This is a genomic window from Enterobacter cloacae (assembly GCF_011078175.1).
GTDB classification, from domain to species: domain Bacteria; phylum Pseudomonadota; class Gammaproteobacteria; order Enterobacterales; family Enterobacteriaceae; genus Enterobacter; species Enterobacter cloacae_Q.
This window is the reverse complement of record NZ_JAALCJ010000002.1, coordinates 579,715-602,226: the sequence shown is the minus strand read 5'-3', so window position 1 is coordinate 602,226 and position 22,512 is coordinate 579,715. Positions and strand designations below refer to the sequence as shown.

Below are 22,512 nucleotides of genomic sequence, written 5' to 3'. Positions count from 1 at the left end.
TCCAAAACTGAATATGCGATAAAGCATTTTTGCGCTTTCGCTGCGATCGACCTCGAGGATTTTCATGAACAACGCCGAACAACAGTTCCTCAACGAGCTGGATAATAAATTCTGGAAAGCCGCCGATAAGCTGCGCGCCAACATGGATGCCGCCAACTACAAGCATGTGGTGCTGGGGCTTATCTTCCTGAAATATGTATCCGATGCCTTCGAGGCCCGCCAGCAGGAGCTGATTACCCTGTTCCGCGATGTTGGCAACCCGGACAACATCTATGCCATGTCGCGCGACGGTTACGACTCTGATGAAGAGTATGCGCAGGCGATTATTGATGAACTGGAAGTGGAAGATTACTACACCGAGAAGAACATCTTTTGGGTGCCGAAAGCCGCTCGCTGGGACACGCTGAAAAACAAAGCCATGCTGCCGACCGGCACCGTGCTATGGGTCGATGAAATCACCGGGCAGGACGTTAAGCTGCGCTCTGTTTCCTGGCTGGTGGACAATGCATTAGATGAAATCGAAAAAACCAACCCGAAACTGAAAGGTATTCTGAATCGCATCAGCCAGTACCAGTTGGGCAACGAGGTGTTAACTGGTCTGATTAACACCTTCTCTGATGCCAACTTCAGCAACCCGGAATATAACGGCGAGAAGCTCAACTTAAAGAGCAAAGATATTCTCGGCCACGTTTACGAATATTTCCTCGGTCAGTTCGCGCTGGCGGAAGGCAAGCAGGGCGGCCAGTACTACACGCCAAAAAGCATCGTGACCCTGATCGTCGAAATGCTGCAGCCGTATAACGGCCGCGTATATGACCCGGCGATGGGTTCCGGCGGGTTCTTTGTGTCCAGCGATCGCTTTATTGAAGAGCACGCGGGCGAGAAGCACTACAACGCCGCCGAGCAGAAGCAGAAGATTTCTGTTTACGGTCAGGAATCCAACCCGACCACCTGGAAGCTGGCGGCGATGAACATGGCAATTCGTGGTATCGACTTTAACTTCGGTAATAAAAACGCCGATACCCTGCTGGACGACCAGCACCCGGATTTGCGTGCTGACTTCGTGATGGCTAACCCGCCGTTCAACATGAAGGAGTGGTGGAACGCGAAGCTGGAAAACGACGTGCGCTGGAAGTACGGCACCCCGCCGCAGGGTAACGCCAACTTCGCGTGGATGCAGCACATGATCCACCACCTGGCTCCGAAAGGCTCGATGGCGCTGCTGCTGGCCAACGGTTCGATGAGTTCCAACACCAATAACGAAGGCGAGATCCGCCGCAACCTGATCGAAGCCGATCTGGTCGAGTGCATGGTCGCGCTGCCAGGCCAGTTGTTTACCAACACCCAAATCCCGGCCTGTATCTGGTTCCTGACCAAAGACAAAACGGGCGGTAACGGCAAAGCACACCGCAAAGGCGAAGTGCTGTTTATCGACGCGCGCCAGATTGGCTATATGAAAGACCGCGTGCTGCGTGATTTCACCGATGAAGATATCGCCAAAATTGCCGAGACCTTCCATGCCTGGCAGGCGGATAAAGACTACGAAGACGAAGCCGGGTTCTGTTTCTCTGCAACGCTGGAAGATATTCAGAAAAACGACTTTGTGCTGACTCCAGGGCGTTATGTAGGTGCCGCCGAGCAGGACGAAGACGATGAACCCTTTGCCGAGAAGATGGCGAGACTGACGGCGCAGCTCAAAGATCAGCTGGAAGAGAGCGCGAAGCTGGAAGCACAGATTAAGGTGAATTTGGGGGGGCTGGGTTATGGAATGTAAATCCTATTTTTTCGGCGATCTTGTAGAAAAATGGATCGATAATAGGGGAAAAACACCGCCGCTATCAGAAACGGGGATTCCTTTACTAGAAGTCAAACATTTACCTGAAACCAACCTTTACCCAAAGATTGTTGGTACGAAATTTGTCGATGAAGAAACTTACGCTTCTTGGTTCAGGGCCTATCTTGAACCAAATGATATACTTTTTTCAACAGTTGGGACTACTGCAAGAGTTGTAATGACACCCCAGACTGAGACTGTTGCAATTGCTCAAAATGTTTTAGGTATTAGATTCAATAAAAGTATCGTTGACCCATGGTTCATGTTTTATTACATGAGAGGAAAGCGGTTCCAGCATGACATTGAAGCTAGACTCATTACAACAGTCCAAGCGAGCATAAAACGTGCAGATATGGTTGGGATCCCAGTATTAGTCCCGCAGTTAGATATTCAAAAGGAACTAGTACACCGAGTGATCAATATCGATCATAAAATTCAACTAAATCAGATTATAAACCAAACTCTCGAACAAATGGCGCAAGCCCTGTTCAAAAGCTGGTTTGTAGATTTTGAACCGGTAAAAGCCAAAATGGCAGTGCTGGAAGTGGGCGGCTCGCAGGCAGATGCGACGCTTGCCGCCATGACAGCGATTTCCGGGAAAGATGCTGATGCGCTGGCAGTTTTTGAGCGTGAACACCCTGAGCACTATGCCGAGTTAAAAGCCACGGCAGAGCTGTTTCCGTCTGCGATGCGGGAGAGTGAGTTAGGGGAGATTCCGGAAGGGTGGGGCTGTGGATCATTAAATGACATTGTTACTTTTGCCAACGGTAAAATAGATGTTTCTTCTCTGACACCGGATACATATATTTCTACTGAAAATATGCTGGAAAATCGGGCTGGAATCTCTACAGCTTCTTCACTGCCCTCAGTAAATAGCGTACCAGAGTTTAGATATGGGCACGTTCTAATTTCCAATATTCGTCCTTATTTTAAAAAAATTTGGTTGGCTCGTTTCAAGGGAGGACGTTCGGCGGATGTACTAGCCTTTGAAGCAAAAAACACAGTCACAGTAGAATATGTTTATAACCTCCTTTATCAAGAAGCTTTCTTTAATTTCATGATGCTTACCTCTAAAGGTGTGAAGATGCCTCGTGGTGATAAAAAAGCGATAATGGGCTGGCAGTGCGTACTCCCTGATAAAAAAATTTCAAACGCTTTCTCTAAAGCAGTTTGTAGATACTATTCATTCATTGAAATTAACAATGTACAGAATAAAACGTTAACCCAACTCCGCGACACCCTTCTCCCCAAACTCCTCTCCGGCGAAATCACCCTGCCGGATGCTGAGCAGGCAGTAAGCGAGGCGGAAAATGTATAAAGTCGATACGCCGACCAATAGCCTGCATTCGCTGCAGGAGGTGTCGTTTAGCAGCCTCGGCTTTCGCGAACGCGACCACCTGCAGGAGTGGCTGGCGAAAAATCCGCAGACGCTGACCAAAAAAGACGACAAAGAAGACGAACTGCTGATTATTCAAAAAGAGTTCGCCGGTTTTGACGACACCAAAGAGCGCCTCGATCTGCTGGCGCTCGATAAAAAAGGCAATCTGGTCATCATCGAGAACAAACTCGATGACTCCGGGCGCGACGTGGTGTGGCAGGCGCTGAAATACGCCGGGTACTGCGCCAACCTGCGTCAGGAAAGTGTGGTGGAGATTTTCCAGCTCTATCTGGATCAGTTCGACCCTAATGAGAACCGCCAGGCGGCAGAAGTCATAGCCGAATTTATGGGCTGGGAAAGCCTGAAAGAAGGGGTGCTCAACCGTAAAGGCACCCAGCGAGTCATCATGGTCGCGGCCAATTTCCGCAAAGAGGTCACCAATACCGCGCTATGGCTGATGCAGTTTGGTATCCGGGCACAATGTTTCAAAGTGACCCCTTACCGTTTCGGTGAAGACGTGTTTGTCGATATCCGTCAGGTGATCCCAACCCCTGAAGCTGAGTCATTCATGATCGGCATGGCGCAGAAAGAGGCGGAAGAACAGTCCACCTCCAGCAGTAGCGAACTGCAGCAACGTCATTATTTGCGCCGCGAGTTCTGGACGATGGCGCTGGAAAAATTCCGCACCAGCCCCTGTTCACTGTTTAACAACCGTGCACCCTCAACCGATCACTGGCTGGCTGCCGGGTCGGGTGTTAGCGGCGTGCCCTTTGAACTGATCTTTTCCCAGAAAGACGCTCGCGTGCAGCTCAATATTTCGCGTGGGGATGCGCTGGAAAACACCTGGTTATTTGAACGCCTTCAGGAACGCAAAACGCATATTGAATCGCTGTTTGGCGAGCCGCTCGACTGGCGATTACTGCCAGAGCGAAAAAGCTGCCAGATCGTCTGTTCAAAGGCTTTTGACGGCGGCAATAAAGAGATCTGGCCTGCCATTATCGACTGGATGATGGATAGCATGAACCGTCTGGAAAAGGCGATCCGCCCGAGTTTGCTGGAGCTGGCGATTGAGCTGAAACAAACCGGTATGATCCCCGAGGGAGAGGAAGAGTAATGCTGAGTGAAGACGATTTAGAGCAGCAATGCCTGAAATGGTTTGCTGAACAGGATTGGGACGTGCTGCACGGGCCGGATATCGCGCCGGATGGCGACAACCCGCTGCGTGCCTCATTCCATGATGTATTTCTACGTCCAGTAATGCTGGAACAACTGCAAACCATCAATCCCCATCTCCCTGTTTCCGTGCTGGAAGAGGTGATACTCCGTATCACTCATGCCCAAAGCCCGGATCTGGTCGTCAGCAATAAAGCCTTCCACCATCTACTGCTCGACGGTGTGCCCGTTGAGTACAAACGTGAAGACAAAACGATCCACGATAAAGCGCTGCTGATGGATTTTAACTATCCCGGCAATAATCGCTTTATGGTCGTGAATCAGGTGGCTATTCAGGGGACAAAACAGGTACGTCGCCCGGATATCATTGGGTATATCAACGGTATGCCGGTGGCGGTGATTGAGCTGAAAAGCCCGATTGATGCCAATGCCGATATCTGGGCTGCGTTTAACCAGCTACAGACCTATAAAAACGAACTTAGCGATCTGTTCATCTGCAACGAAGCGCTGGTGGTGAGCGATGGGCAAAATGCGCGTATTGGCTCACTGACTGCCGATGAAGAGCGCTTTCTGCCGTGGAAAACTGTCGCTAACGAAGACGACAAACCTCAGTTTGACTGGCAGCTTAAAACGGTGGTGCAGGGCTTCTTTAACCGTGCGCTTCTGCTCGATTACATTCGTTATTTTGTCCTGTTTGAGAACGATGGCAAACGGCTGATCAAGAAAATTGCCGCTTACCATCAGTTCCACGCTGTGCGTGAGGCGGTTGCGGCCACGATTGTGGCGTCGACCGGCAAACATCTGCCACTGCGCAGCAACATTACCCCCGGCAGTAAAAAGGCAGGCGTGGTGTGGCATACCCAGGGCTCCGGTAAAAGTATCTCCATGTGTTGCTATGCAGGGAAACTGCTGCAACAGGCGGAGATGAACAACCCGACCATCGTGGTGGTGACGGATCGTAACGATCTGGATGGGCAGCTCTACGCAACTTTCTGCCAGGCGCAGGATCTGCTGAAACAAACGCCATTACAGGCTAACGACCGCGACGAATTGCGCGATCTGCTTAATGCCCGTGAATCTGGCGGTATTATCTTTACCACGGTGCAGAAATTTGCGCCGCTGGACAGTGAGCAGAGCCATCCGGCCCTCAACCTGCGCAGCAATATCGTAGTTGTTTCTGATGAAGCACACCGCAGCCAGTATGGCCTGAGCGCCACGCTTGACCGCGAAACCGGGGTCTATAAATACGGCTACGCGAAACACATGCGCGATGCGCTGCCAAACGCGTCGTTTATGGGCTTCACCGGTACGCCGATTGCGTCGGAAGATAAAGATACCCGTGCCGTTTTTGGCGATTACGTCTCTATCTACGACATTCAGGATGCGGTCGATGACGGCGCGACGGTGCCAATTTACTACGAATCCCGGCTGGCAAAGCTCGATCTGAATCATGAAGAGCTGGAAACGCTCTCCGACCAGGTGGATGAACTGGTGGAAGATGAAGAGACGGGCCAGCAGGAGAAAACCAAAGGTGACTGGAGCCGTCTGGAAAAGCTGGTAGGTTCAGAGCCGCGTATCAAACAGGTTGCCGCCGATCTGGTTCAACATTTTGAAACGCGCAATGCGGCCATGAATGGCAAAGCGATGATTGTCGCCATGAGCCGCGACATCTGCGTGAAGCTCTACAATGCCATCACAGAGATCCGCCCGGACTGGCACAGCGCGGATGTCGAGCAAGGCGCGATCAAAGTCATTATGACCGGATCGGCATCAGATAAAGACCATCTTCAGCCGCATATCTACAACAAGCAGACCAAAAAACGTCTTGAAGCCCGCTTTAAGGATTTGAACGATCCGCTGAAGCTGGTAATTGTCCGTGATATGTGGCTGACCGGGTTTGATGCGCCGTGTTGCCACACCATGTATATCGATAAACCGATGCGCGGCCATAACCTGATGCAGGCCATTGCACGTGTTAACCGCGTATTTCGGGATAAACCCGGCGGTCTGGTGGTGGATTACATCGGCATTGCGAACGAGCTGAAGCAGGCGCTGAAAACCTATACCGACTCAAAAGGGAAGGGGCAGACCACCATAGATGCTCGGGAAGCCTTTGCCATTCTGGTGGAAAAAATCGATGTCATTCATGGGATGTTCGCACCCTCAGCAGGAAAACCAGGCTTTAGCTACGAAGGCTTTTCTCGCGATCCATTGGCGTTTTTACGCGATGCCGTGAACTTCATTCTGGGTCTGGATGACGGCAAAAAACGCTACCTTGACGTCTCGCTGGCGATGAGTAAAGCCTGGTCACTGTGTAACACGCTGGATGAAGCGGAACCCTTACAGGAGGAGTTCGCGTTCCTTTCAGCGGTCAGAGTGGGGCTGATCAAACTGGATCCAAAGGCAAAATTTAGCCAGTCCGAGAAAAACTCCCTCTTGAGCAAAATCCTCGATAACGCGGTTGTCGCTACAGGGGTTGAGGATGTATTTGCTCTGGCCGGGTTGGATAAGCCAAACATAGGTTTGCTGTCCGATGAATTCCTGGAAGAAGTGCGGGAAATGCCGCAGCGTAATCTGGCGGTGGAACTGCTGGAAAAACTGCTCAATGACGGCATTCATGCTCGCTCCGGTAATAACGTGGTGCAGCAGAAGAAATACTCCGACCGCCTGAAAGCCGTGCTGCTGAAATACAATAACCGGGCCATTGAAACCGCACAGGTGATTGAAGAGCTGATCCTGATGGCGAAAGCGTTCCAGGAAGCGATGGCGCGCGATGATGCGCTGGGCTTAAACCCGGATGAAATCGCCTTCTACGATGCGCTGGCGGAAAATGAAAGCGCGGTACGTGAACTGGGGGACGAGACGCTCAGAAAGCTGGCTATCGAGGTCACAAGACAGCTGCGTAAATCCACTACCGTAGACTGGCAGGTACGTGAGAGCGTGCGTGCGCGGCTGCGTATTCTGGTGCGCCAGACGCTGCGTAAATACAAATACCCACCAGATAAAACGCCTGGCGCCGTGGAGCTGATTTTGAAGCAGGCCGAAGTGGTGTCGAACAGCTGGACGTCATAGCTACGTCACTTATCACTCTGACTGTGAGGGCTGAATATGGCCCTCCGTTGAACCTGACGAGTGAAAAGAATTCTGATTAAGCAGGCGCGAACCTCATTGTCAGGACTCAACGGCGGTACTGAATGCTCCTTTTGATTCAGTTATTTTTAAACTTCTCCATTTCCGATTTTTCTATCAAGAATGAACAAATTGACCCCACAATTGCACAGTGAACATAACCTCAGTACGCATCCCTTTTATGATCTGTGGGGCATTCTTCGTCGGCGCTCAAATAAATTAACGCTTTCTGCGGGTCACCTGGCATTCAAACACCGGGGTGTGAGCGTGCAATTGGCAATCGATGATATTCGTAATGTTAAGATCAAGAGTCACTGGTTGTATTCCAATATTGTTATTGGGACCGAAGGCGCATCGTATCGGCTAAATGGTTTCAATGCCCGGCAGCTTGAAAGTCTTATCCAAAAGATACAACGTGCGGCTCTGGATATTTTTCAGCATAGCGCAGAGTGGCGAGAGCTACTTCAGGTTGTCACACGCTATCAAAAAGGGAATCACTATTTTTCTTCGTGGGAATGGCGCTCTTTGTCACAGCTCGTTTTGGTTAAACAACGCCTGCAGGACCTTGCTATTGATGCTGATTTTATTACTCAGGAAGGTGAGTACCCCATTGCGCAACTGGCGCTGAAGTTATCCATAGACGATGTATCGGAATCGGGAAGAAATCTCTTTAACGAGCGGATTATCCCGCTACTTGTAACATCATATCAATCCTTCTTTGATCAGATTGAATCACAACCGCTAAGCGCCCCACAGCGTAAAGCCTGTGTTACTAACGAAGATCATACTTTAGTTGTTGCAGGTGCCGGGACGGGAAAAACGTCGACACTGATTGGTAAGGCAGGGTATCTCTTAAAGGCGGGTTTAGCTCAGCCTGAAAATATCTTAATGCTGGCCTTCGGTAATAAAGCCGCGCGGGAAATGGCTGAACGAATTTCAGAACGATTGCCAGAAAGTGGAGACAAATTAAAAGCAACAACCTTCCATGCGTTCGGCAATCGTATTGTTGCTCAAAGCGTTGGCGTCAAGCGTTCGCTTACACGCTTTGCTGAGCAAAATAATGAGTTACGACAATTTATTGAAGCAACATTAGAAGCAGAAATAAATATCAGCGATGATTATAAAACCCAATTAGTTAAATATTTTGTTTGTTACAGCACGCCAGGGCGATGTGAGTATGATTTCAATGCCATTGAAGAATACCATGAGTTTCTCCAAAGCTGTCGTCTTATTACCCTTGCTGGACAATGGGTTAAAAGTGTCGGCGAGTTACGGGTAGCCAATTATTTGTATTTGTATTCGGTCCCCTTTGCTTATGAAGCGAATTATGAGGTTAACACAGCAACCATAGAACGCCGCCAGTATAAGCCTGACTTCTACTTACCAGGCAGTAAGACCTATATTGAATACCTTGGCGTAGATCGACAAATGAGAACGGCCCCCTTTGTTGATCAAGCCGCTTATCTTGAAGGATTAGCCTGGAAGCGGAAACTGCATCAACAGCACAAAACCCGATTGGAAGAGTTATATAGCTACCAGTTAAGTGAAGGAACGCTGGAAGAAAATATACTCGATTTATTAAATCGAGTAGGAGAACCATTAAAGTTACGAGATACAGACACACTTTTAGACGAGCTCAAAGGCTCGGGTTCATCGCCATGGCAAGGCTTTATCGATCTGATGCTCCGTTTTCTTAGCCTCTTCAAGGAAGGGCAATTTTCGTTTTCTGATCTCCTGGCGTCACCTCAACGTATAGATATGGGGCGCACCCAGGCATTTATCGCATTATTTAAACCCATTTATGATGCCTACGAAGCGCATCTTAAAGAGCAACAAGAAATGGACTTCAGCGATATGATCGCGGAAGCAACAACTGCACTTCAGGAAGGGCAATTTCATCATCGTTATGATTATGTTCTGGTTGATGAGTTTCAGGACCTTTCGGGTGGGCGAGGGAAGTTATTAAAGGCATTACTGGCAACCCGGGATAATATGCGGCTGTTTGCAGTAGGGGATGACTGGCAGGCCATTTATCGTTTCAATGGTTCAGACCTTCGCTTTTTTACCCGTTTTGATCACCAGTTTTCGCCTGCAAAAATGTTACCTCTGGACAAAAGTTATCGCTTTAACAATCGCATACATGAGCTTAGCTCTACCTTTGTTACTCGAAATCCGGCGCAGTTGAAGAAAGAGATTACGACGCATACCCAGGTTGAACATGCGGCAGTCCAACTGCTCGATATTCAGGAGCAAATCGCTAATATCCACATTGCCGATCGCAACCAAAGAAAAGCTGAGGCATATCGTCAGCAAATCAGGAGAGCGCTCGCTCGTTGCCATAGCCGGGAAGTGAGGCTCAACAGTACCCGTCGCGCACCCGTCATGCTGATTGGTCGTTATCGTCTGGAAAATATGAGGGATCTTAAAGAGTTGGATCTAAAGGCGCTAATGACAGAATTTCCACTTCTGGATATTCGATACCAGACGGCGCATGCCAGTAAAGGTCTGGAGGCAAATTACGTGCTCTTGCTGGGACTTGAAAAGGGAAGTTTTCCATCGGCAAAAGAGAATGATGAACTGATAGACCTTCTTCTCCCGGAGCAAGAGCCATACCTGTTTGCCGAAGAACGGCGGTTATTTTATGTCGCCGTTACCCGTGCCCGCCACTATGTATTTATGATTTTTGATAGCCAGAATACTTCAGCATTTGTTGAGGAAATTGCAAAAATGGGTAAACAGCTCATCACGAAAAGTGATTCTCTTGTAATCGGTCAATGGAGTTGTCCAGATTGTGAGTCCGGCTCCTTAACGGGCAAAGTGAGCCGCTATGATAAGAAATTCTATGTCTGCTCTCACTCACCAGCTTGTGATTACATGGCCAGTGCCTGCAAGCAATGCAGCTCACCGATGGTGATGCAAAATGGCATGCAAAGGGTATGCGCGAATCCAGAATGTCAGGAGATTGAAATCGTCTGTCGGCGCTGCGGCCTTGGCACCATGGTGAAACGTAAGAACAAAGACGGTGGCGTTTTCTATGGTTGCAACCGCTACCGCCGGGATGAGACTGACTGTTGTTATGAAAATATTACGAGCGAAGAGTACGAACGCAGAGTCGACACCGCAAAACGCCATGCAGAAATCATGCAGGAGAGATGATGAATTCTAAATATGATTGGATACGTAAAGCACAACGATGTCTGCGGATGCTTTCAGAGCTGCATCGTCTTGGATTTCAGCACCTCCGGGGGATGCCTTACTTCAATGCTCAGGGATTTAGATTCGCGATCGCCCCGCGATACTACTTTTCCGACAATGGTATTGCGATTTCTGCCGCTAAACTTTCAGATGAATTCGTGGCAATCACTGGCGCGGATCACTTTTTCAACAGGACAGATACTGAGAGTAACGATGCCCGTGCCCTGGCAGAAAAATTTATTACTCGTTTTCCTGATATTGCACTCGCTGGAAAAGGGTGTGATTGGGTGTATGCGGGCTGGTTGTTAGAGCTCATTGGTTTTCTTAAACAGAGTGACATGATCCCAACCGTATGGTGGGAAGGAATGAACGGCCGGCCTGAGGACCTTTTAGCTCTGGCTGTATGGGGCGAAGGGAAGGACAATATTGATTGGATAGGGGGAAATCTGTTATTTCTCAAACAAATCCTCGTTTCCCTTTGCCTGGCGAACCCGAGTCGTCCGGAAGTGAAAGGTGTGGAAGGCAGCCCTATTGGACAGACGCCCTGCATGAGATATCTCAAGCCATAAAGGATGGTGGCCGTCTGGTCACCATTGATGTAAAGAAAATTGAAGACCCGTTATTTATGGAAATGGCCCTGCTTACAAGCTGTTAAGTGCTATGAGCTCGGTATCGGAGCATGAAGGATACGAAGGTTTTAAAGGCACTCCTCGTCTCGTGTTGGCTTTGCTTTGGAGGCAGCAGGAAATGAGTGAGCAACGTAATAGTTGAGGTAAGCAGGCAAGCAGAGCCCCTAAAGGCTCTGCTGTTGCCATCTTAATACACAACGCCAAAGTATTTTTCAGCGCAAGACTGGCAGCATGAATTACTGTGCATCCAACCGTTGATGTTGAACTTATTGCAGTGTTCGCACCGTCGAATATATGTTTTTCTTTTCAGCAGCTTCTTCACCTGAGCAGTGATTTGCTTTTCTGTTGAATCTTCGGGTAGTTCGACAAACATGACTTCATTTGGAATCGGGTTATGCCCATCCCAACTAACGTTTGTGACTTTAATCTGAATTGGCTGCCCAGCAGTCATTTCAACATTGATGACGTCGTGAAGATTTTCAGGAATCCCGTACATTAACCGCTCCATTGTAAGTTTACTTAGCGCCAAATTTCAGTGTGACGACATTGTCTTTATGAGGCTGCCTGGATGCTGACACCTCATGCTCAACGAAGTCACCCCGGCGCATGAACAAATTCCTCAATTTCTCAGCTCGTTGACCAACCTGATAGGTACGAATCATTCGGTCTGCAGGAAGATGGTTGAGCAGTAATTCGATTAACCTTTCTGGCGCATCAAGGTACTCGGCACAGCCGATAGCAACGCTGCGGCGGAGATCGTGAGGAGAGAATGTGGCAAGTTCACCCAGATATTTTTTTCTCAAACGCTCAAGTGCGCGGGTCACAGCATCCCCTGTAATAGCAAAGCCGGGATTGCTGGTGGACTCAAATACATAGGCTCCCTCAGAAATAATTCTTTTTTTCAATATTGAAAGAGTGAGTGGATGAAGCGTTACCACATGGCTTTTACCGTTCTTTGTTTCAGGTATTGCCCAGCGATCGCCGTTAATTTGGTCCCAACGCATTTCGCATGCTTCAGAGCGACAAACCCCCTGTACATTTGCTTGTGAGCCAAAAGAGAAACCCCACTTTGAACAAGCCAACTCGCCCAGGTGTGCCGCAAGTCGTGAAAACTGAAATTCTCGATCCCGGCACGGTGTAGGGGGCTTTCCATGACGTGTCAGAGTCATAGCGCATTTTTCGAACTCTCGGAGATTTTGAACTATCCGGGAGAGTGCAATACTCTTTGTAAACAAAAATCGCCATGAGAGCCATAACGCTAACCAATGACGGTACACAGGCTACACATGACCAAAAGCAAACCGTTCCTGAGGTGTTATTTACATCCGAGGGCGACTTTCGCCTGATTAATGCGCAAATTCCGATGTGGACAGCCTTTCTGGTAAGCGCTTGCACGACTACGCGAGTAGTTTACGTGAAACCTCCAGCCGTTCCGCTCCCCGCAGAGTTAGTGGCTGATACGCTTACCTGGCGATAGCAGATCCGATGAAGTGGGGCGACAGCCTAACGCTAAACGTTGAGGCGTTCTCAGCTATAGAACAGTGCAGCCTGGATAAGGCGGGGATCAGGAAAATTGACGCGTAGAGGCTGAAAGCTGACTCAGTGACCAAATGAAAAACCGCCCGCAGGCGGCCTGGTCTTAATAGTCGTCTACATCGGTGCAAGAGCTTGAACCGCCCGTTTCACCTATTGTAGATTCGCAGATATCCCAATAGGTTGAGTTAACCTCTGTAGCGCCCCTCGCGGTGCCAGAGCATCAACATTGAATTCATGATCGCCGTGCTAAACAGGCTAATTAACAGCGTGTGCCACGGTTGCACGAAAGCAGCGGCGGCAAACAAAGCCAAATCAAACACCATCTGACACCGACCAGCATTCCAGCGCTTAACCTTGTAAAGCCAAAGGCACACGATCCCGGTTCCGCCGATTGAGGCCGCGTGTCTCGCAAAAGCGAGTACACCCATACCCAGGAGCACAGCTCCCGCGATACCGCCAGTCATCGGGTTAACGTGCGGTAATAGCATTAGGCCGCAAGCGTGGACGGCATAGCCGAGCACAAGCGAAACGACCAGCGTTTTACCTGCAAAGGCTCTTCCCATCGTAAAGACGCTAAAAAGGATGAAAGGTAGGTTGATTATCGGCACGAGCTGAGCCGGACTGTAGGGAACAACGTAAGAGAGTAACAGCGCCATTCCTGCCGCCCCTCCAGTGATTAACCCTGAGCTACCGAGCGTGGCAATTCCCATCGCAGACAAGGTAATCCCGGTTATGAGTCCAGCGATGTTATCGAAGGTGCTATGTGGCGGGAAATCTGCGGCTGTTGTCATTGCGTCAGCCCTCGACCGTTTGCAGTTTCACAACGTTGAAACTGATCCCGGCTGCCTTTTGCAAACGCTTTACACTGAACGAGCGTAGCGGGTACTGGCGGGAATGGTTGAGATATAGGAACCGAGCGTGAGTAATTGTTGTACATCGGCGCTGGAGTGTTTCTCGATGGCTTCATAGCCTTGTTAACAACGTTTCGTGTTGCAGTGGTCGCCGCTGTTCGAGCCACATGATGCGCTATCTTGTGCTGCATTCGCGGGTGATAGGTCGGGGCGCTGTGATACGCCGGGGTGTGGTAGCTGTAGTGTGAGTGAGAATGCCCGCGATGACCACGAGCGAACGCGCCGACAGAAACAGCCATTACAGCGAGTGGGATTAATGCTCTCATTTTTCAATTCCGATGAGTTAGTGAGAGCGTTATTAGAAGCGATACAGCGTGCAATAAGTATCAATCCGAGCCATCGCAAAAGGGGCTTAAATCATCTCAAGACTAATCTTTAGCCCGCAAGCGTGGGCGTAACGTGCGATGGTGTTAATCGTGACGTTAAGAGGGTTTTTCTCTATTCGCCATACTGACCTGATATCAATCCCCATCCGGGCAGAGATAACGGCTGACGACACGCCCGCAAAGTTACGCCACTCCTCCAGGTGCTTAACCAGGCATTCTTTGCGATTCTGGTTTTTACACTCGAAAGCGACGTTAAAAACAGAATCATTCATGTATTCGTGATGCAGATAGCCGAGATTGTCGCCTTTCCTGTGCTCAGCGAGCCACGCCGCGCGATATTCGGGGTTTGTCTCCATAAGCTCATCATGAACCTCGCTAAATGGGCGCACAGGCTTTGGCTTGACGGTAGGTATATAAAATTCTTGAGTCATGGTTATTAACTGTTAGCCGGACGGGTAAAATAGGGTAGCAGCCTTGCCGGGCGCAGCAAACAGTCCCCGCCATAAACAGCTCGAATTGAAACTTTCTCGAATACTGCCGTGTCGCCAGCTCGCGCGATGGTGGTTGTCTCCCTCCGCAATTGCATTCAGACAGCGACCCAATCAAGACCGTCACGAACGCATGTATTCCCGGCTTGAGTGCTGTTGACTCTAACCCGTCGCCCGGCACAAACGACGAGTCTATAACTATTTTATCTGGATGGTGTGGGACGCCCTCTAATTGTGCTGGCAGCGTCCCTTATAAGGATATCGAGGGATCGATTATTATTCCAGGGAACGTCTCTCGGGTTTGCATGTACATCGAAACCCCAATTTACGATCGGTATTACAAGCAGTCGCTTGGTTATTGAGCTGAATCCTTAAACCCAACTCGCTCATTTTGAAACCTTTAAGCTTGGTTGAACGCTAATATCTTGCCCCGCCAGTTAACAGGCTGGCGGCGATTGACCTTTACCATCGTACTTGCCTTTTTGTAGATCGTTAGTCTCCATAACCTCGTTCGGCAACTTACCTGGAGTGCTAGCCATAGTCTCCAGGTAATTATTTACTCTCCTCAAGGAATTAATCACGGTCATTGATGCCGCGCTTAAAGGTTTAAATTGCAGTGAGTTGCGCTTGTTTTGAAACCTTTAATAAATCCATCCAGGTAAGATCTCACCAACATATTACGGTGAGGAAATTAAGGAATGAAACGCCTTTCAGGGGTGTTAAGGCGTCCTTTTCCTCCGAATGGAAAGTTATGAGGGAGAAGCATAGCGCCACTCTCTCCCCGCCGCGAGGGATTCACCTCAGAGATTTCATGCTTGATGGGGGGCACTTGAGAGCAAATTCATCACAGACCACGGGCCGGACATTGTGAAATTCTCGCTTGTGGGATTCGCGTCGGCTTATCGAAAGTTAATACACAGCTGTAAGTAAAACCAAAAGAGAGGGAAATAGTGAAAAAATTAGTCGCATTGGCGCTCGGCGCGGTCATGTTGTCAGGTTGTACGGTTCGAGTTGCAGACCTGACCGTAGCTAGCACAAAAAACTATAACCTGAACTCAAACCGCTTTGTTAAAGGCGCTCGCGTGAAAGGGGAGGACACTTACCCTGTAGTGTTGTTCCCGTTTGGGATTCCTAACGTTAAGACCGCAACAGATCGCGCTATTGAGAAAGACAAATGCGCCGTAGCGCTTACTGACGCTGTTGTTACACGGCTTAACCATGCTTTCATCGTCGGTGAAATAGGTTGGCGCGTAGAGGGGAACCTGGTAATCGATCAGAGCCAGCCGGGATGTGAGAACGACGGTCCACACGTAGCCGCACCACTCCGGGTTATTCCACGAGCCTAAGTCGAGGTAAAAAATGAGCATCATCACAGCAGAGGCGGGGCAATACTTTTCTGTGTCGGTCGATAACGGGCTACACGTTTACAAAGTGGTCGCATGGACGGAAAACGAACGGAACGGCTTAGATCCGCTTTGCGTGCCCGTAGCGCTTTATGAGCACGCCATAGGTGAATGGACGTTCATTTCGAACAGCGCTAGCGCACATCCTTACACTGCCGAGAAACGCCCGTTTGCTCACTTTGTGAATTACTTCTCCTGCAAGGGCGATACTACCGCCCTTTACCGAGAGATCAACGCAATCGCTCAGCATTGGGAATACCCGCTCATCAACCTTAGCGATAATAACAAAGACTGATATGCGCCCGATCCAGGCCGCAAGCAACAACAGCAACATCAACCCGCCTCGGCGGGTTTTTTTGTGCCTGGAATTCCCCATCAGCGCCGATCTCAGCGACTTTCTCGTAACCCATTAACAGGTGACAAGATGCCAGCAGGAACGCTTATGCTAACTAACGGCTCGGACGGTGTGACCGGAACGAGCAAAGATTTTCTATCGGACGTCGAAAACGGCGATTTTATTTTGGTTACGGTCGGCGGTGCTTCATATTTCCTTTTGGTGAATACCGTCGATAACGCAACAGCCTTAACCCTCAAGGCGGTTTACGATGGCCCGACCCCAAGCGGCCTGGCTTGGAAAACCGTTGTTAAAGGGACTTACGCCTCGATCCCTTCTGAGCTGATTGCTAAATCTGCCAGCGCTTTACGCGCTCAAACTCTGGATAAATCAAACTGGCAGAAGGTCTTTAGCGCGCACCGTTACGCTAGCTGACGGCGCTGGCTATAGCCGACACAAGCGGCGAGGAGGATACAGCGCGTAAGCGTTGCACTATTATTGTGCCTGATGCATTAGTTTTGCTAATAAATAATAAGTAATTATCATTGCCGCTACTGTTGTCACTAAAAATAAGATCCTTTATAAATATTGCCTTCAACGCAACAGAGGGCAATATGAACGATCACAGATGCAATGTGAGGGAGTGCGTCGTTAACGACGTTATAAAATGGATTGATAAGAATATACAAGAAAATATAAAGGCTGAGGAAGTGGCTAAGATGAGTGGTTATTCGTCTTGGCATTTTCAAAGGGTTTTTAGAGGATTTACGGGATGTACATTATCCCACTACATTCGAGCAATGAGGTTAATCAAGGTTACAGAGGAGTTGGCTGGTTCTACTTACAAAATAACACATATCGCGTGTGATTATGGATTTCCAACACAGCAAATACTAACAAGGATGTTCAGGAGATACTTTAACTGTACGCCGACGCAATTTAGACGAATAATCAAAGCATATCCTGAACTTTTTGAAGCAATAAAAGCTAAGTTAATGGGTGGCGCTCAAATAGACCTTAGCTCTAAAGGCTGGTTAAGTATGTTAAAAGAAAATGAAGTAACATACTAGAGCCCAAAAAACAAAACCAATAACAAATACAGAATACCAGGCAAAACGAGGAGACATATAAAATCCTTAGGATCCGCTTTGTCTATCAAGGCGGATTTAATCAGTATCAAACAGCCTCAACGCTTTAAATCGGGGCGTATTTTAATGAGGTGAGGGGAAAAAAATTATCAACTTGAGCTATTTTGTCGCTATTGCCGCCACTTAATATCATCAGCGTTAGATTTCGCCTTATTACAATCCTCACAAAGGACCCTGAAGCGAGTAATCTCAAGCGCCAGATGCGGAAATTTCGATCGTGGCTTGATGTGGTCAACGTGCATCACGAACCCATGTTGAGCCGTCACACCTCACGCCCCACACCGCCCGCCGTATAGTTTCAAAGCCTGAAAGTGGAGTCAACGTTTTGATGCTGCCCTCCAGGCAGTATTAGCGTCGTAGCGCATCTTCCTCGCGACGGTTGATTTAGTCCGTCTGGTTTTGTGCTGCTTTCGTTATAAACGAATACACACTTAGAGTGATTGCCGATGTGCTTTTTCAGAACCCGACAAGCAGTATCATTAAGCGCCACGCTAATAGCCTGGTTGGACTTGCTTTGCATCGGGTGAATCCAGGCCACTTTTCTTTGCATGTCTATCTGCTGCCATTCCAGACTGATGATGAACGAACGCCTTAAGTGACTCCGACCATCAATCACCTGACCAGTTCCTGGGAATATGTCAAACCACAATGGTATCGCATTTAAAGGCCGTGATGCTGCGTAGCTGAAAGGGATGAAGAACCTCCTGGAATCAACGAAGCGAGCAGGACAGGCTGGAGTCACATCGCCGACAGGTCAGCAGACCATCCCATTCATTATAGATAGCCCAGGCGAGCAACATTACTTCGACGCTTTACGGGTACCATTATTAATTGGATTTTCGTAATTGGTTTCCAGTTCGCCCCATAGTATATTGGTCATGGCTATTACTCAGGAGGAATTGTTGTATGGAGATAAAAGACATTTTCACATTTGCAGGGCTCGTCATCGCGTCTATAACCGCAGCAGGCGGTGTTTATAAATTATTTAAAGATGTCAGTTGGTTTCTACCAAAAGCGACGCGATATACCCATCTTTTTGAAAAATACGCTGAGTATATTGACCCATTCGAAATGGAGTTTATGAAGACAGAAATAAAAAGGGATGTTAAAAAGAGTGTATTAGGGATGAAAAACAAAAAACTCAGGCAGTTAGTTCTGTATATAAGAACTCATTCTGAATTGAATATGCCATCATGGCGATGGGGACACTTAGCACCTCACATTCAGAACAAATATGGCAAGTTCTTTATACGTTATAAGGGTAAGTATAGTCGCTATCGTTTATATGCTAAATTTGGTGCCATTTTCTATATTGTTTTTGGCCTTGCATTTCCATCTACGCTACTGAAGCATGGTACGGGATTTACGATTATTGGAATAATCTTGATGTTGTCTTGTTTATATATGGCGGTGATGTTTTGGTCGCTTTTGCCCGGTCGGAAATTAATCAATAAATACAATGTTGAATTGTTGAAAATTGATGCGCGTAAGTATCAGGAGGGCTGAATTTGCCAGCCTGAGATTAATCAGGTCTCCGGCGTCGGCGATCCCTGCGTTCGTTATAACGAGCCTTGAGCACCTGTCTTGTCCTGGATGATGCGTACACCTTACTATCACTATCCAGTTCACCCCAGCACCAGAAACGCATATCCACGCCGCGAAACTGGACACGCTTTACATCCTTCACAAACTGAACAACTCAATCTATCTATGCTGCGCTTTCTGGCTGAATAGTCAATCTGTCTGTTAAACGGCGGCATAACCCTTAAGGTTATACCGCCAGCGCCACTTTATCGCGCTATTAACGCAAACACCCCCCAGCCAAAGTATTCCCGCGTGTACGTCACATGACGTTCGGGTGCTGTCGTCAGCTCCGCACGAACTTCCGGCGCAAAGTCATCTTCTGGGTTTTCCTCCAGCCAGCGACGCATCGTCATCCATTTTGCGGCTTCGTACCTGTCCCAGCCTTCCTGGTCTGCCAGCACCATTTCCACCAGGTCATAGCCCTGTTGATCGAAAGACGCAACCAGACCGGGCAGAGTGAGAAAGTCTGCAATCGACGAGACGCCGCAGGCCTGAGCTACCTCTTCCGTCGCGGGTACGCGGCGCCAGTACGGTTCGCCGATGAGCATTATTCCCCCGGGCTTGAGGCTTTTTGCCAGCAGGTCCATCGTTCCGTCCACGCCACCCGCAATCCATGTGGCACCAACGCAGGCCGCCACGTCACATTTTTTCTCCGCGACGTATCCGGCCGCGTCGTTATGAATAAAATGGACGCGTTCACTGACACCGAGTTCCTCTGCGCGTAGCTTGGCCTGCGCGATAAACAGCTGACTCATGTCGATGCCGGTACCGGTAATACCGTAATCACGCGCCCAGGTGCAGAGCATTTCTCCCGAACCGCTGCCGAGATCGAGAATGCGTGTGCCTGACTTCATGCGTAACACGCGCCCCAGCGTCGCGTATTTCTCTGGCGTAAAGGGGTTATGAATGCGGTGTTCGCTTTCGCTAATGGTAAAAATACGTGGGATATCCATCATCCTCTCCTCAACGATTATCAGGCTGGGCGCGAACGTTGTTCAGCCCGGTGGTATTAATGCGGTAGGGCTGACCATTAACGGATTTGATCAGCTTTTTGGTTTTGAGCTTTTTGAAAACGGCGAGCGTGCAGTCAGCCAGCAATAGCCCTTCGCGGGTATAGCATTCAACGGCGGTGACGCGGCCGGAAGTGTCGCGGACGTGTACAATACGGCCACCTTTGGCAAGAACGTGTAAGGTACGTTGTTCCTGACGGGATAGATTCATACTGGAAAACCTGTTTAATCATCATGTGCAAAACGTGCAAACACACAGCGGTGTCCACATACAATTTCGGCGCATTGATAATCAGTCCGGCCTGAAAGGTCGGGAAGCTGATTATCGGATGATTACATTCTCCAGCATCAAAGCCTCGGATAGAGTAGAAGGGTATTTACAGGCTGAATGATAACACCTGTTTATTATAAGTGTATAGCCAAGGGTGAAAAGTGTGATCCCGGTTGGTGCCGACAGGGGCTCCCTTATAATTAAGGGGCTGAGGAGAGGATGTCATTGCTGGCCGCTCTTAATTTTTCTGTCGACGTGAGGCTGTGGTTTGCTGAAAAGATACCCCTGCACAAGCTCGCAGCCCAGAGCCTGAAGCCGCTCAAGCTGCTCTTCGGTCTCAACGCCCTCGGCAATGACCCCCATATTAAGGCTTTTAGCCATACTGGTAATCAGCTTCACAATATTAAGCGCATCGTCATGTGTAGAGATCGGATTGACAAAAGATTTATCAATTTTGATTTTATCAAAATTCAGTTCACTGAGTCTGGAGAGCGATGAATAACCCGTGCCAAAATCATCAATGGAAATTCTTACGCCTAATGAGCGTAGTTTTTTGAGAATAGTAATGGGGCTATTTCTGTCACTGAAGAGTGACGATTCTGTGACCTCTAACTCAAGACGGTTAGCCGGTAGCCCGGTCTCAGACAGAACTGACTGCACCGTGCTAATGAATGATTTACTGCCCAATTGAACAGGCGAGACGTTTACGGAGATCCTGGCCGGAACAGCCCATGAGACCGCTTCTCTACAGGCCAGTTTAAGCACGGTTTTACCTATCGCGTTGATCATGCCGGTTTTTTCAGCAGCAAAAATAAAGCTATCCGGGGAGAGCATTCCCTTAACAGGGTGAATCCAGCGAATAAGCGCTTCATAGCCGTAAATTTCCTTGCTGACGGAATTCACAATAGGCTGGTAATAAACAACAAATTCATTATTCTCTATTGCCCTGGCCATATCATTTTCAAGGGTTCTGCTTTCCTGCAACTTCTGTAGCATTCGCTGACGGAAGACTTTAATTTGCTGAGAACCTTCTTTCTTGGCTTCATAGAGCGCCAGGTCGGCAAATTTGTACAGATAATCTGAACGTCGTTCGTTATCCGATAAAACAATACCCACGCAGGTGGCTATTTTTATGAGTTGATTATTAATGGTATAGGGTTTACTGATGCTATCACTGATTTCTCGCGCACGTGAAATGGCTGCGGTTTCGGTTAAGCCGCTGGAAAGAAACGCAAACTCGTCGCCCCCTAAACGATAAAATGTCTCTGAAAAGCTGCTCATTGCGCTCAAGCGCGTGGATACCTCACGTAGCAGTAAATCTCCGGCATCATGACCGTAGGTATCATTCACCTCTTTGAACCGGTCTAAATCAAATAACATTACCGTCACAGAGACATGTTTTTTCTCTGCCTGTTGATTAAGTTTGTTGAGATCATCCCAGAAGAAAAGACGGTTTTTCATGCCGGTAAGAGAGTCATGATAAACATCGTATTCCAGTTTTGCATTCTGGATTTGCAGGGTTTCCTTTGATAGCTGAAGCTCTTCAGCCAGCGTTTTCACCTGTGTATGGGCCTTAAGAATATTTTTATTTTGATAGATAATCAAAAATCCAAGTATGAAACTTAAAATAACCAGTAATAGCGAAAGCGCTGAGTAAATATAATACAGGACCTGTATTTTAAGGTTGGTTTCATTGATGGTATTAACATCTTTTGTCAAAGCAGTGGATGAAAGCTGGCTTAGCGGTGCATCCAGTAAATGCATACTTTTTAAATATAGCTTTAACTCTGAACGGCTCATTTTCTCCAGATGACCATCCAGATAGGTCAGGATGTTTTCCAGGCGTAAGGCGAGCGCATGATGCGCTTTTTCGCTGTTTATATAACGACCCAGGCCGCCCTCTTTCAATAAATCATTCTGGCTCAGCATGATTTCCAGACGCATGCGAACCTGGTCTACCGTGACGTCATCAGTATCGGTTGCGTACAGTCCTATCCATGATTCAAATCGGTAATATTCAGATACCAGTTGGGCTACAGACCAGGACTCCGTGTAGTGAGTCAATTTTTGCAATTCTTGCTGACGATCGTAGACAAGAAAGGCTATATATCCAGTCGTGATAAAAAGAGAAAAAATGATACCAACCAGTATCCTGTTCATTAT

Annotated in this window: 18 protein-coding genes and 3 pseudogenes; 11 read left to right on the top strand and 10 right to left on the bottom strand. The window is 48.4% G+C overall.

What is annotated here, in order from left to right:
- The first annotated feature begins 64 nt into the window (after positions 1-64).
- From G6Q29_RS07040 to G6Q29_RS07015, 6 genes are all read left to right on the top strand, one after another.
- Positions 65-1,774: a type I restriction-modification system subunit M gene (locus G6Q29_RS07040; protein ID WP_165465050.1), complete on the top strand. Its 1,710-nt coding sequence runs from the start codon at positions 65-67 to the stop codon at positions 1,772-1,774.
- Entirely contained in the window at positions 1,764-3,152 is a 1,389-nt protein-coding gene (locus G6Q29_RS07035) for a restriction endonuclease subunit S (RefSeq protein ID WP_207309778.1), read from the top strand. Before G6Q29_RS07040 ends, G6Q29_RS07035 begins: the two co-directional genes overlap by 11 nt.
- Entirely contained in the window at positions 3,145-4,326 is a 1,182-nt protein-coding gene (locus tag G6Q29_RS07030; protein WP_165465049.1) for a DUF4268 domain-containing protein, read from the top strand. Before G6Q29_RS07035 ends, G6Q29_RS07030 begins: the two co-directional genes overlap by 8 nt.
- Positions 4,326-7,457 carry a type I restriction endonuclease subunit R gene (locus tag G6Q29_RS07025; RefSeq protein WP_165465048.1) on the top strand — a complete coding sequence of 1,044 codons (3,132 nt, stop codon included), beginning with the start codon at positions 4,326-4,328 and terminating at the stop codon, positions 7,455-7,457. The genes G6Q29_RS07030 and G6Q29_RS07025 overlap by 1 nt, the downstream gene beginning before the upstream one ends.
- A gap of 180 nt (positions 7,458-7,637) precedes the next feature.
- Positions 7,638-10,670, top strand: a complete 3,033-nt coding sequence (locus G6Q29_RS07020; protein WP_165465047.1) for a UvrD-helicase domain-containing protein — start codon at positions 7,638-7,640, stop codon at positions 10,668-10,670.
- Complete coding sequence (locus G6Q29_RS07015; RefSeq protein WP_242692991.1) at positions 10,670-11,278, top strand: hypothetical protein; 609 nt, start codon at positions 10,670-10,672, stop codon at positions 11,276-11,278. Before G6Q29_RS07020 ends, G6Q29_RS07015 begins: the two co-directional genes overlap by 1 nt.
- Before the next feature lie 247 nt (positions 11,279-11,525).
- On the opposite strand, the gene G6Q29_RS07010 is transcribed toward G6Q29_RS07015, so the two are convergent.
- The 5 genes and pseudogenes from G6Q29_RS07010 to G6Q29_RS06990 form a co-directional block, all read right to left on the bottom strand.
- Positions 11,526-11,834 carry a hypothetical protein gene (locus tag G6Q29_RS07010; RefSeq protein ID WP_165465046.1) on the bottom strand — a complete coding sequence of 103 codons (309 nt, stop codon included), beginning with the start codon at positions 11,832-11,834 and terminating at the stop codon, positions 11,526-11,528.
- A gap of 19 nt (positions 11,835-11,853) precedes the next feature.
- Positions 11,854-12,369, bottom strand: a pseudogene (locus G6Q29_RS07005) (tyrosine-type recombinase/integrase); the annotation flags it as partial.
- A 5-nt stretch (positions 12,370-12,374) separates the two neighbouring features.
- Positions 12,375-12,577, bottom strand: a pseudogene (locus G6Q29_RS21580) (tyrosine-type recombinase/integrase); the annotation flags it as partial.
- Between the two features lie 482 nt (positions 12,578-13,059).
- Positions 13,060-13,665, bottom strand: coding sequence for a YitT family protein (locus G6Q29_RS06995; protein WP_165465045.1), 606 nt, complete (start codon positions 13,663-13,665; stop codon positions 13,060-13,062).
- A 472-nt stretch (positions 13,666-14,137) separates the two neighbouring features.
- Positions 14,138-14,467, bottom strand: a complete 330-nt coding sequence (locus G6Q29_RS06990; protein WP_165465044.1) for a helix-turn-helix domain-containing protein — start codon at positions 14,465-14,467, stop codon at positions 14,138-14,140.
- Positions 14,468-15,549: 1,082 nt separating this feature from the next.
- Here G6Q29_RS06990 and G6Q29_RS21695 point away from each other — a divergent pair.
- The 4 genes from G6Q29_RS21695 (at position 15,550) to G6Q29_RS06970 (ending at position 17,406) form a co-directional block, all read left to right on the top strand.
- A complete protein-coding gene (locus tag G6Q29_RS21695) occupies positions 15,550-15,945 on the top strand; it encodes a hypothetical protein (RefSeq protein WP_165465043.1) in 396 nt (131 codons plus the stop codon).
- Between the two features lie 13 nt (positions 15,946-15,958).
- A complete protein-coding gene (locus G6Q29_RS06980) occupies positions 15,959-16,297 on the top strand; it encodes a hypothetical protein (RefSeq protein WP_165465042.1) in 339 nt (112 codons plus the stop codon).
- A 147-nt stretch (positions 16,298-16,444) separates the two neighbouring features.
- Positions 16,445-16,771 (top strand): hypothetical protein, encoded by a 327-nt coding sequence (locus tag G6Q29_RS06975; protein ID WP_165465041.1) that lies wholly within the window; start codon positions 16,445-16,447, stop codon positions 16,769-16,771.
- Positions 16,772-16,950: 179 nt separating this feature from the next.
- A complete protein-coding gene (locus G6Q29_RS06970; protein WP_165465040.1) occupies positions 16,951-17,406 on the top strand; it encodes a helix-turn-helix domain-containing protein in 456 nt (151 codons plus the stop codon).
- Positions 17,407-17,594: 188 nt separating this feature from the next.
- Here the strand turns inward: G6Q29_RS06970 and G6Q29_RS06965 are convergent, their stop codons facing one another.
- Positions 17,595-17,726: an HNH endonuclease gene (locus G6Q29_RS06965; RefSeq protein WP_242637203.1), complete on the bottom strand. Its 132-nt coding sequence runs from the start codon at positions 17,724-17,726 to the stop codon at positions 17,595-17,597.
- A 78-nt stretch (positions 17,727-17,804) separates the two neighbouring features.
- Positions 17,805-18,079: pseudogene (locus tag G6Q29_RS06960) on the bottom strand (tyrosine-type recombinase/integrase); the annotation flags it as partial.
- Between the two features lie 311 nt (positions 18,080-18,390).
- On the opposite strand from G6Q29_RS06960, the gene G6Q29_RS06955 reads away from it, so the two are divergent.
- Positions 18,391-18,990, top strand: coding sequence for a DUF2207 domain-containing protein (locus tag G6Q29_RS06955; protein ID WP_165465039.1), 600 nt, complete (start codon positions 18,391-18,393; stop codon positions 18,988-18,990).
- A 284-nt stretch (positions 18,991-19,274) separates the two neighbouring features.
- On the opposite strand, the gene G6Q29_RS06950 is transcribed toward G6Q29_RS06955, so the two are convergent.
- The 3 genes from G6Q29_RS06950 to G6Q29_RS06940 all read right to left on the bottom strand — a co-directional run bounded on the left by G6Q29_RS06950 (position 19,275) and on the right by G6Q29_RS06940 (position 22,509).
- Positions 19,275-20,021 (bottom strand): SAM-dependent methyltransferase, encoded by a 747-nt coding sequence (locus tag G6Q29_RS06950; RefSeq protein ID WP_165465087.1) that lies wholly within the window; start codon positions 20,019-20,021, stop codon positions 19,275-19,277.
- Between the two features lie 10 nt (positions 20,022-20,031).
- Positions 20,032-20,289, bottom strand: coding sequence for a YjhX family toxin (locus G6Q29_RS06945; RefSeq protein ID WP_006809960.1), 258 nt, complete (start codon positions 20,287-20,289; stop codon positions 20,032-20,034).
- A 282-nt stretch (positions 20,290-20,571) separates the two neighbouring features.
- Positions 20,572-22,509: a putative bifunctional diguanylate cyclase/phosphodiesterase gene (locus tag G6Q29_RS06940; RefSeq protein ID WP_165465038.1), complete on the bottom strand. Its 1,938-nt coding sequence runs from the start codon at positions 22,507-22,509 to the stop codon at positions 20,572-20,574.
- Between the last annotated feature and the right edge of the window lie 3 nt (positions 22,510-22,512).

Coding starts and splice junctions, on each gene's coding strand:
- G6Q29_RS07015 (WP_242692991.1), top strand. CDS start 10,670: ATGAATTCTAAATATGATTGGATACGTAAAGCACAACGATGTCTGCGG.
- G6Q29_RS06970 (WP_165465040.1), top strand. CDS start 16,951: ATGAACGATCACAGATGCAATGTGAGGGAGTGCGTCGTTAACGACGTT.
- G6Q29_RS07025 (WP_165465048.1), top strand. CDS start 4,326: ATGCTGAGTGAAGACGATTTAGAGCAGCAATGCCTGAAATGGTTTGCT.
- G6Q29_RS07035 (WP_207309778.1), top strand. CDS start 1,764: ATGGAATGTAAATCCTATTTTTTCGGCGATCTTGTAGAAAAATGGATC.
- G6Q29_RS07040 (WP_165465050.1), top strand. CDS start 65: ATGAACAACGCCGAACAACAGTTCCTCAACGAGCTGGATAATAAATTC.
- G6Q29_RS06965 (WP_242637203.1), bottom strand. CDS start 17,726: ATGCACGTTGACCACATCAAGCCACGATCGAAATTTCCGCATCTGGCG.
- G6Q29_RS06950 (WP_165465087.1), bottom strand. CDS start 20,021: ATGGATATCCCACGTATTTTTACCATTAGCGAAAGCGAACACCGCATT.
- G6Q29_RS07030 (WP_165465049.1), top strand. CDS start 3,145: ATGTATAAAGTCGATACGCCGACCAATAGCCTGCATTCGCTGCAGGAG.
- G6Q29_RS07010 (WP_165465046.1), bottom strand. CDS start 11,834: ATGTACGGGATTCCTGAAAATCTTCACGACGTCATCAATGTTGAAATG.
- G6Q29_RS06995 (WP_165465045.1), bottom strand. CDS start 13,665: ATGACAACAGCCGCAGATTTCCCGCCACATAGCACCTTCGATAACATC.
- G6Q29_RS06940 (WP_165465038.1), bottom strand. CDS start 22,509: ATGAACAGGATACTGGTTGGTATCATTTTTTCTCTTTTTATCACGACT.
- G6Q29_RS06975 (WP_165465041.1), top strand. CDS start 16,445: ATGCTAACTAACGGCTCGGACGGTGTGACCGGAACGAGCAAAGATTTT.
- G6Q29_RS07020 (WP_165465047.1), top strand. CDS start 7,638: ATGAACAAATTGACCCCACAATTGCACAGTGAACATAACCTCAGTACG.
- G6Q29_RS06955 (WP_165465039.1), top strand. CDS start 18,391: ATGGAGATAAAAGACATTTTCACATTTGCAGGGCTCGTCATCGCGTCT.
- G6Q29_RS06980 (WP_165465042.1), top strand. CDS start 15,959: ATGAGCATCATCACAGCAGAGGCGGGGCAATACTTTTCTGTGTCGGTC.
- G6Q29_RS06990 (WP_165465044.1), bottom strand. CDS start 14,467: ATGGAGACAAACCCCGAATATCGCGCGGCGTGGCTCGCTGAGCACAGG.
- G6Q29_RS06945 (WP_006809960.1), bottom strand. CDS start 20,289: ATGAATCTATCCCGTCAGGAACAACGTACCTTACACGTTCTTGCCAAA.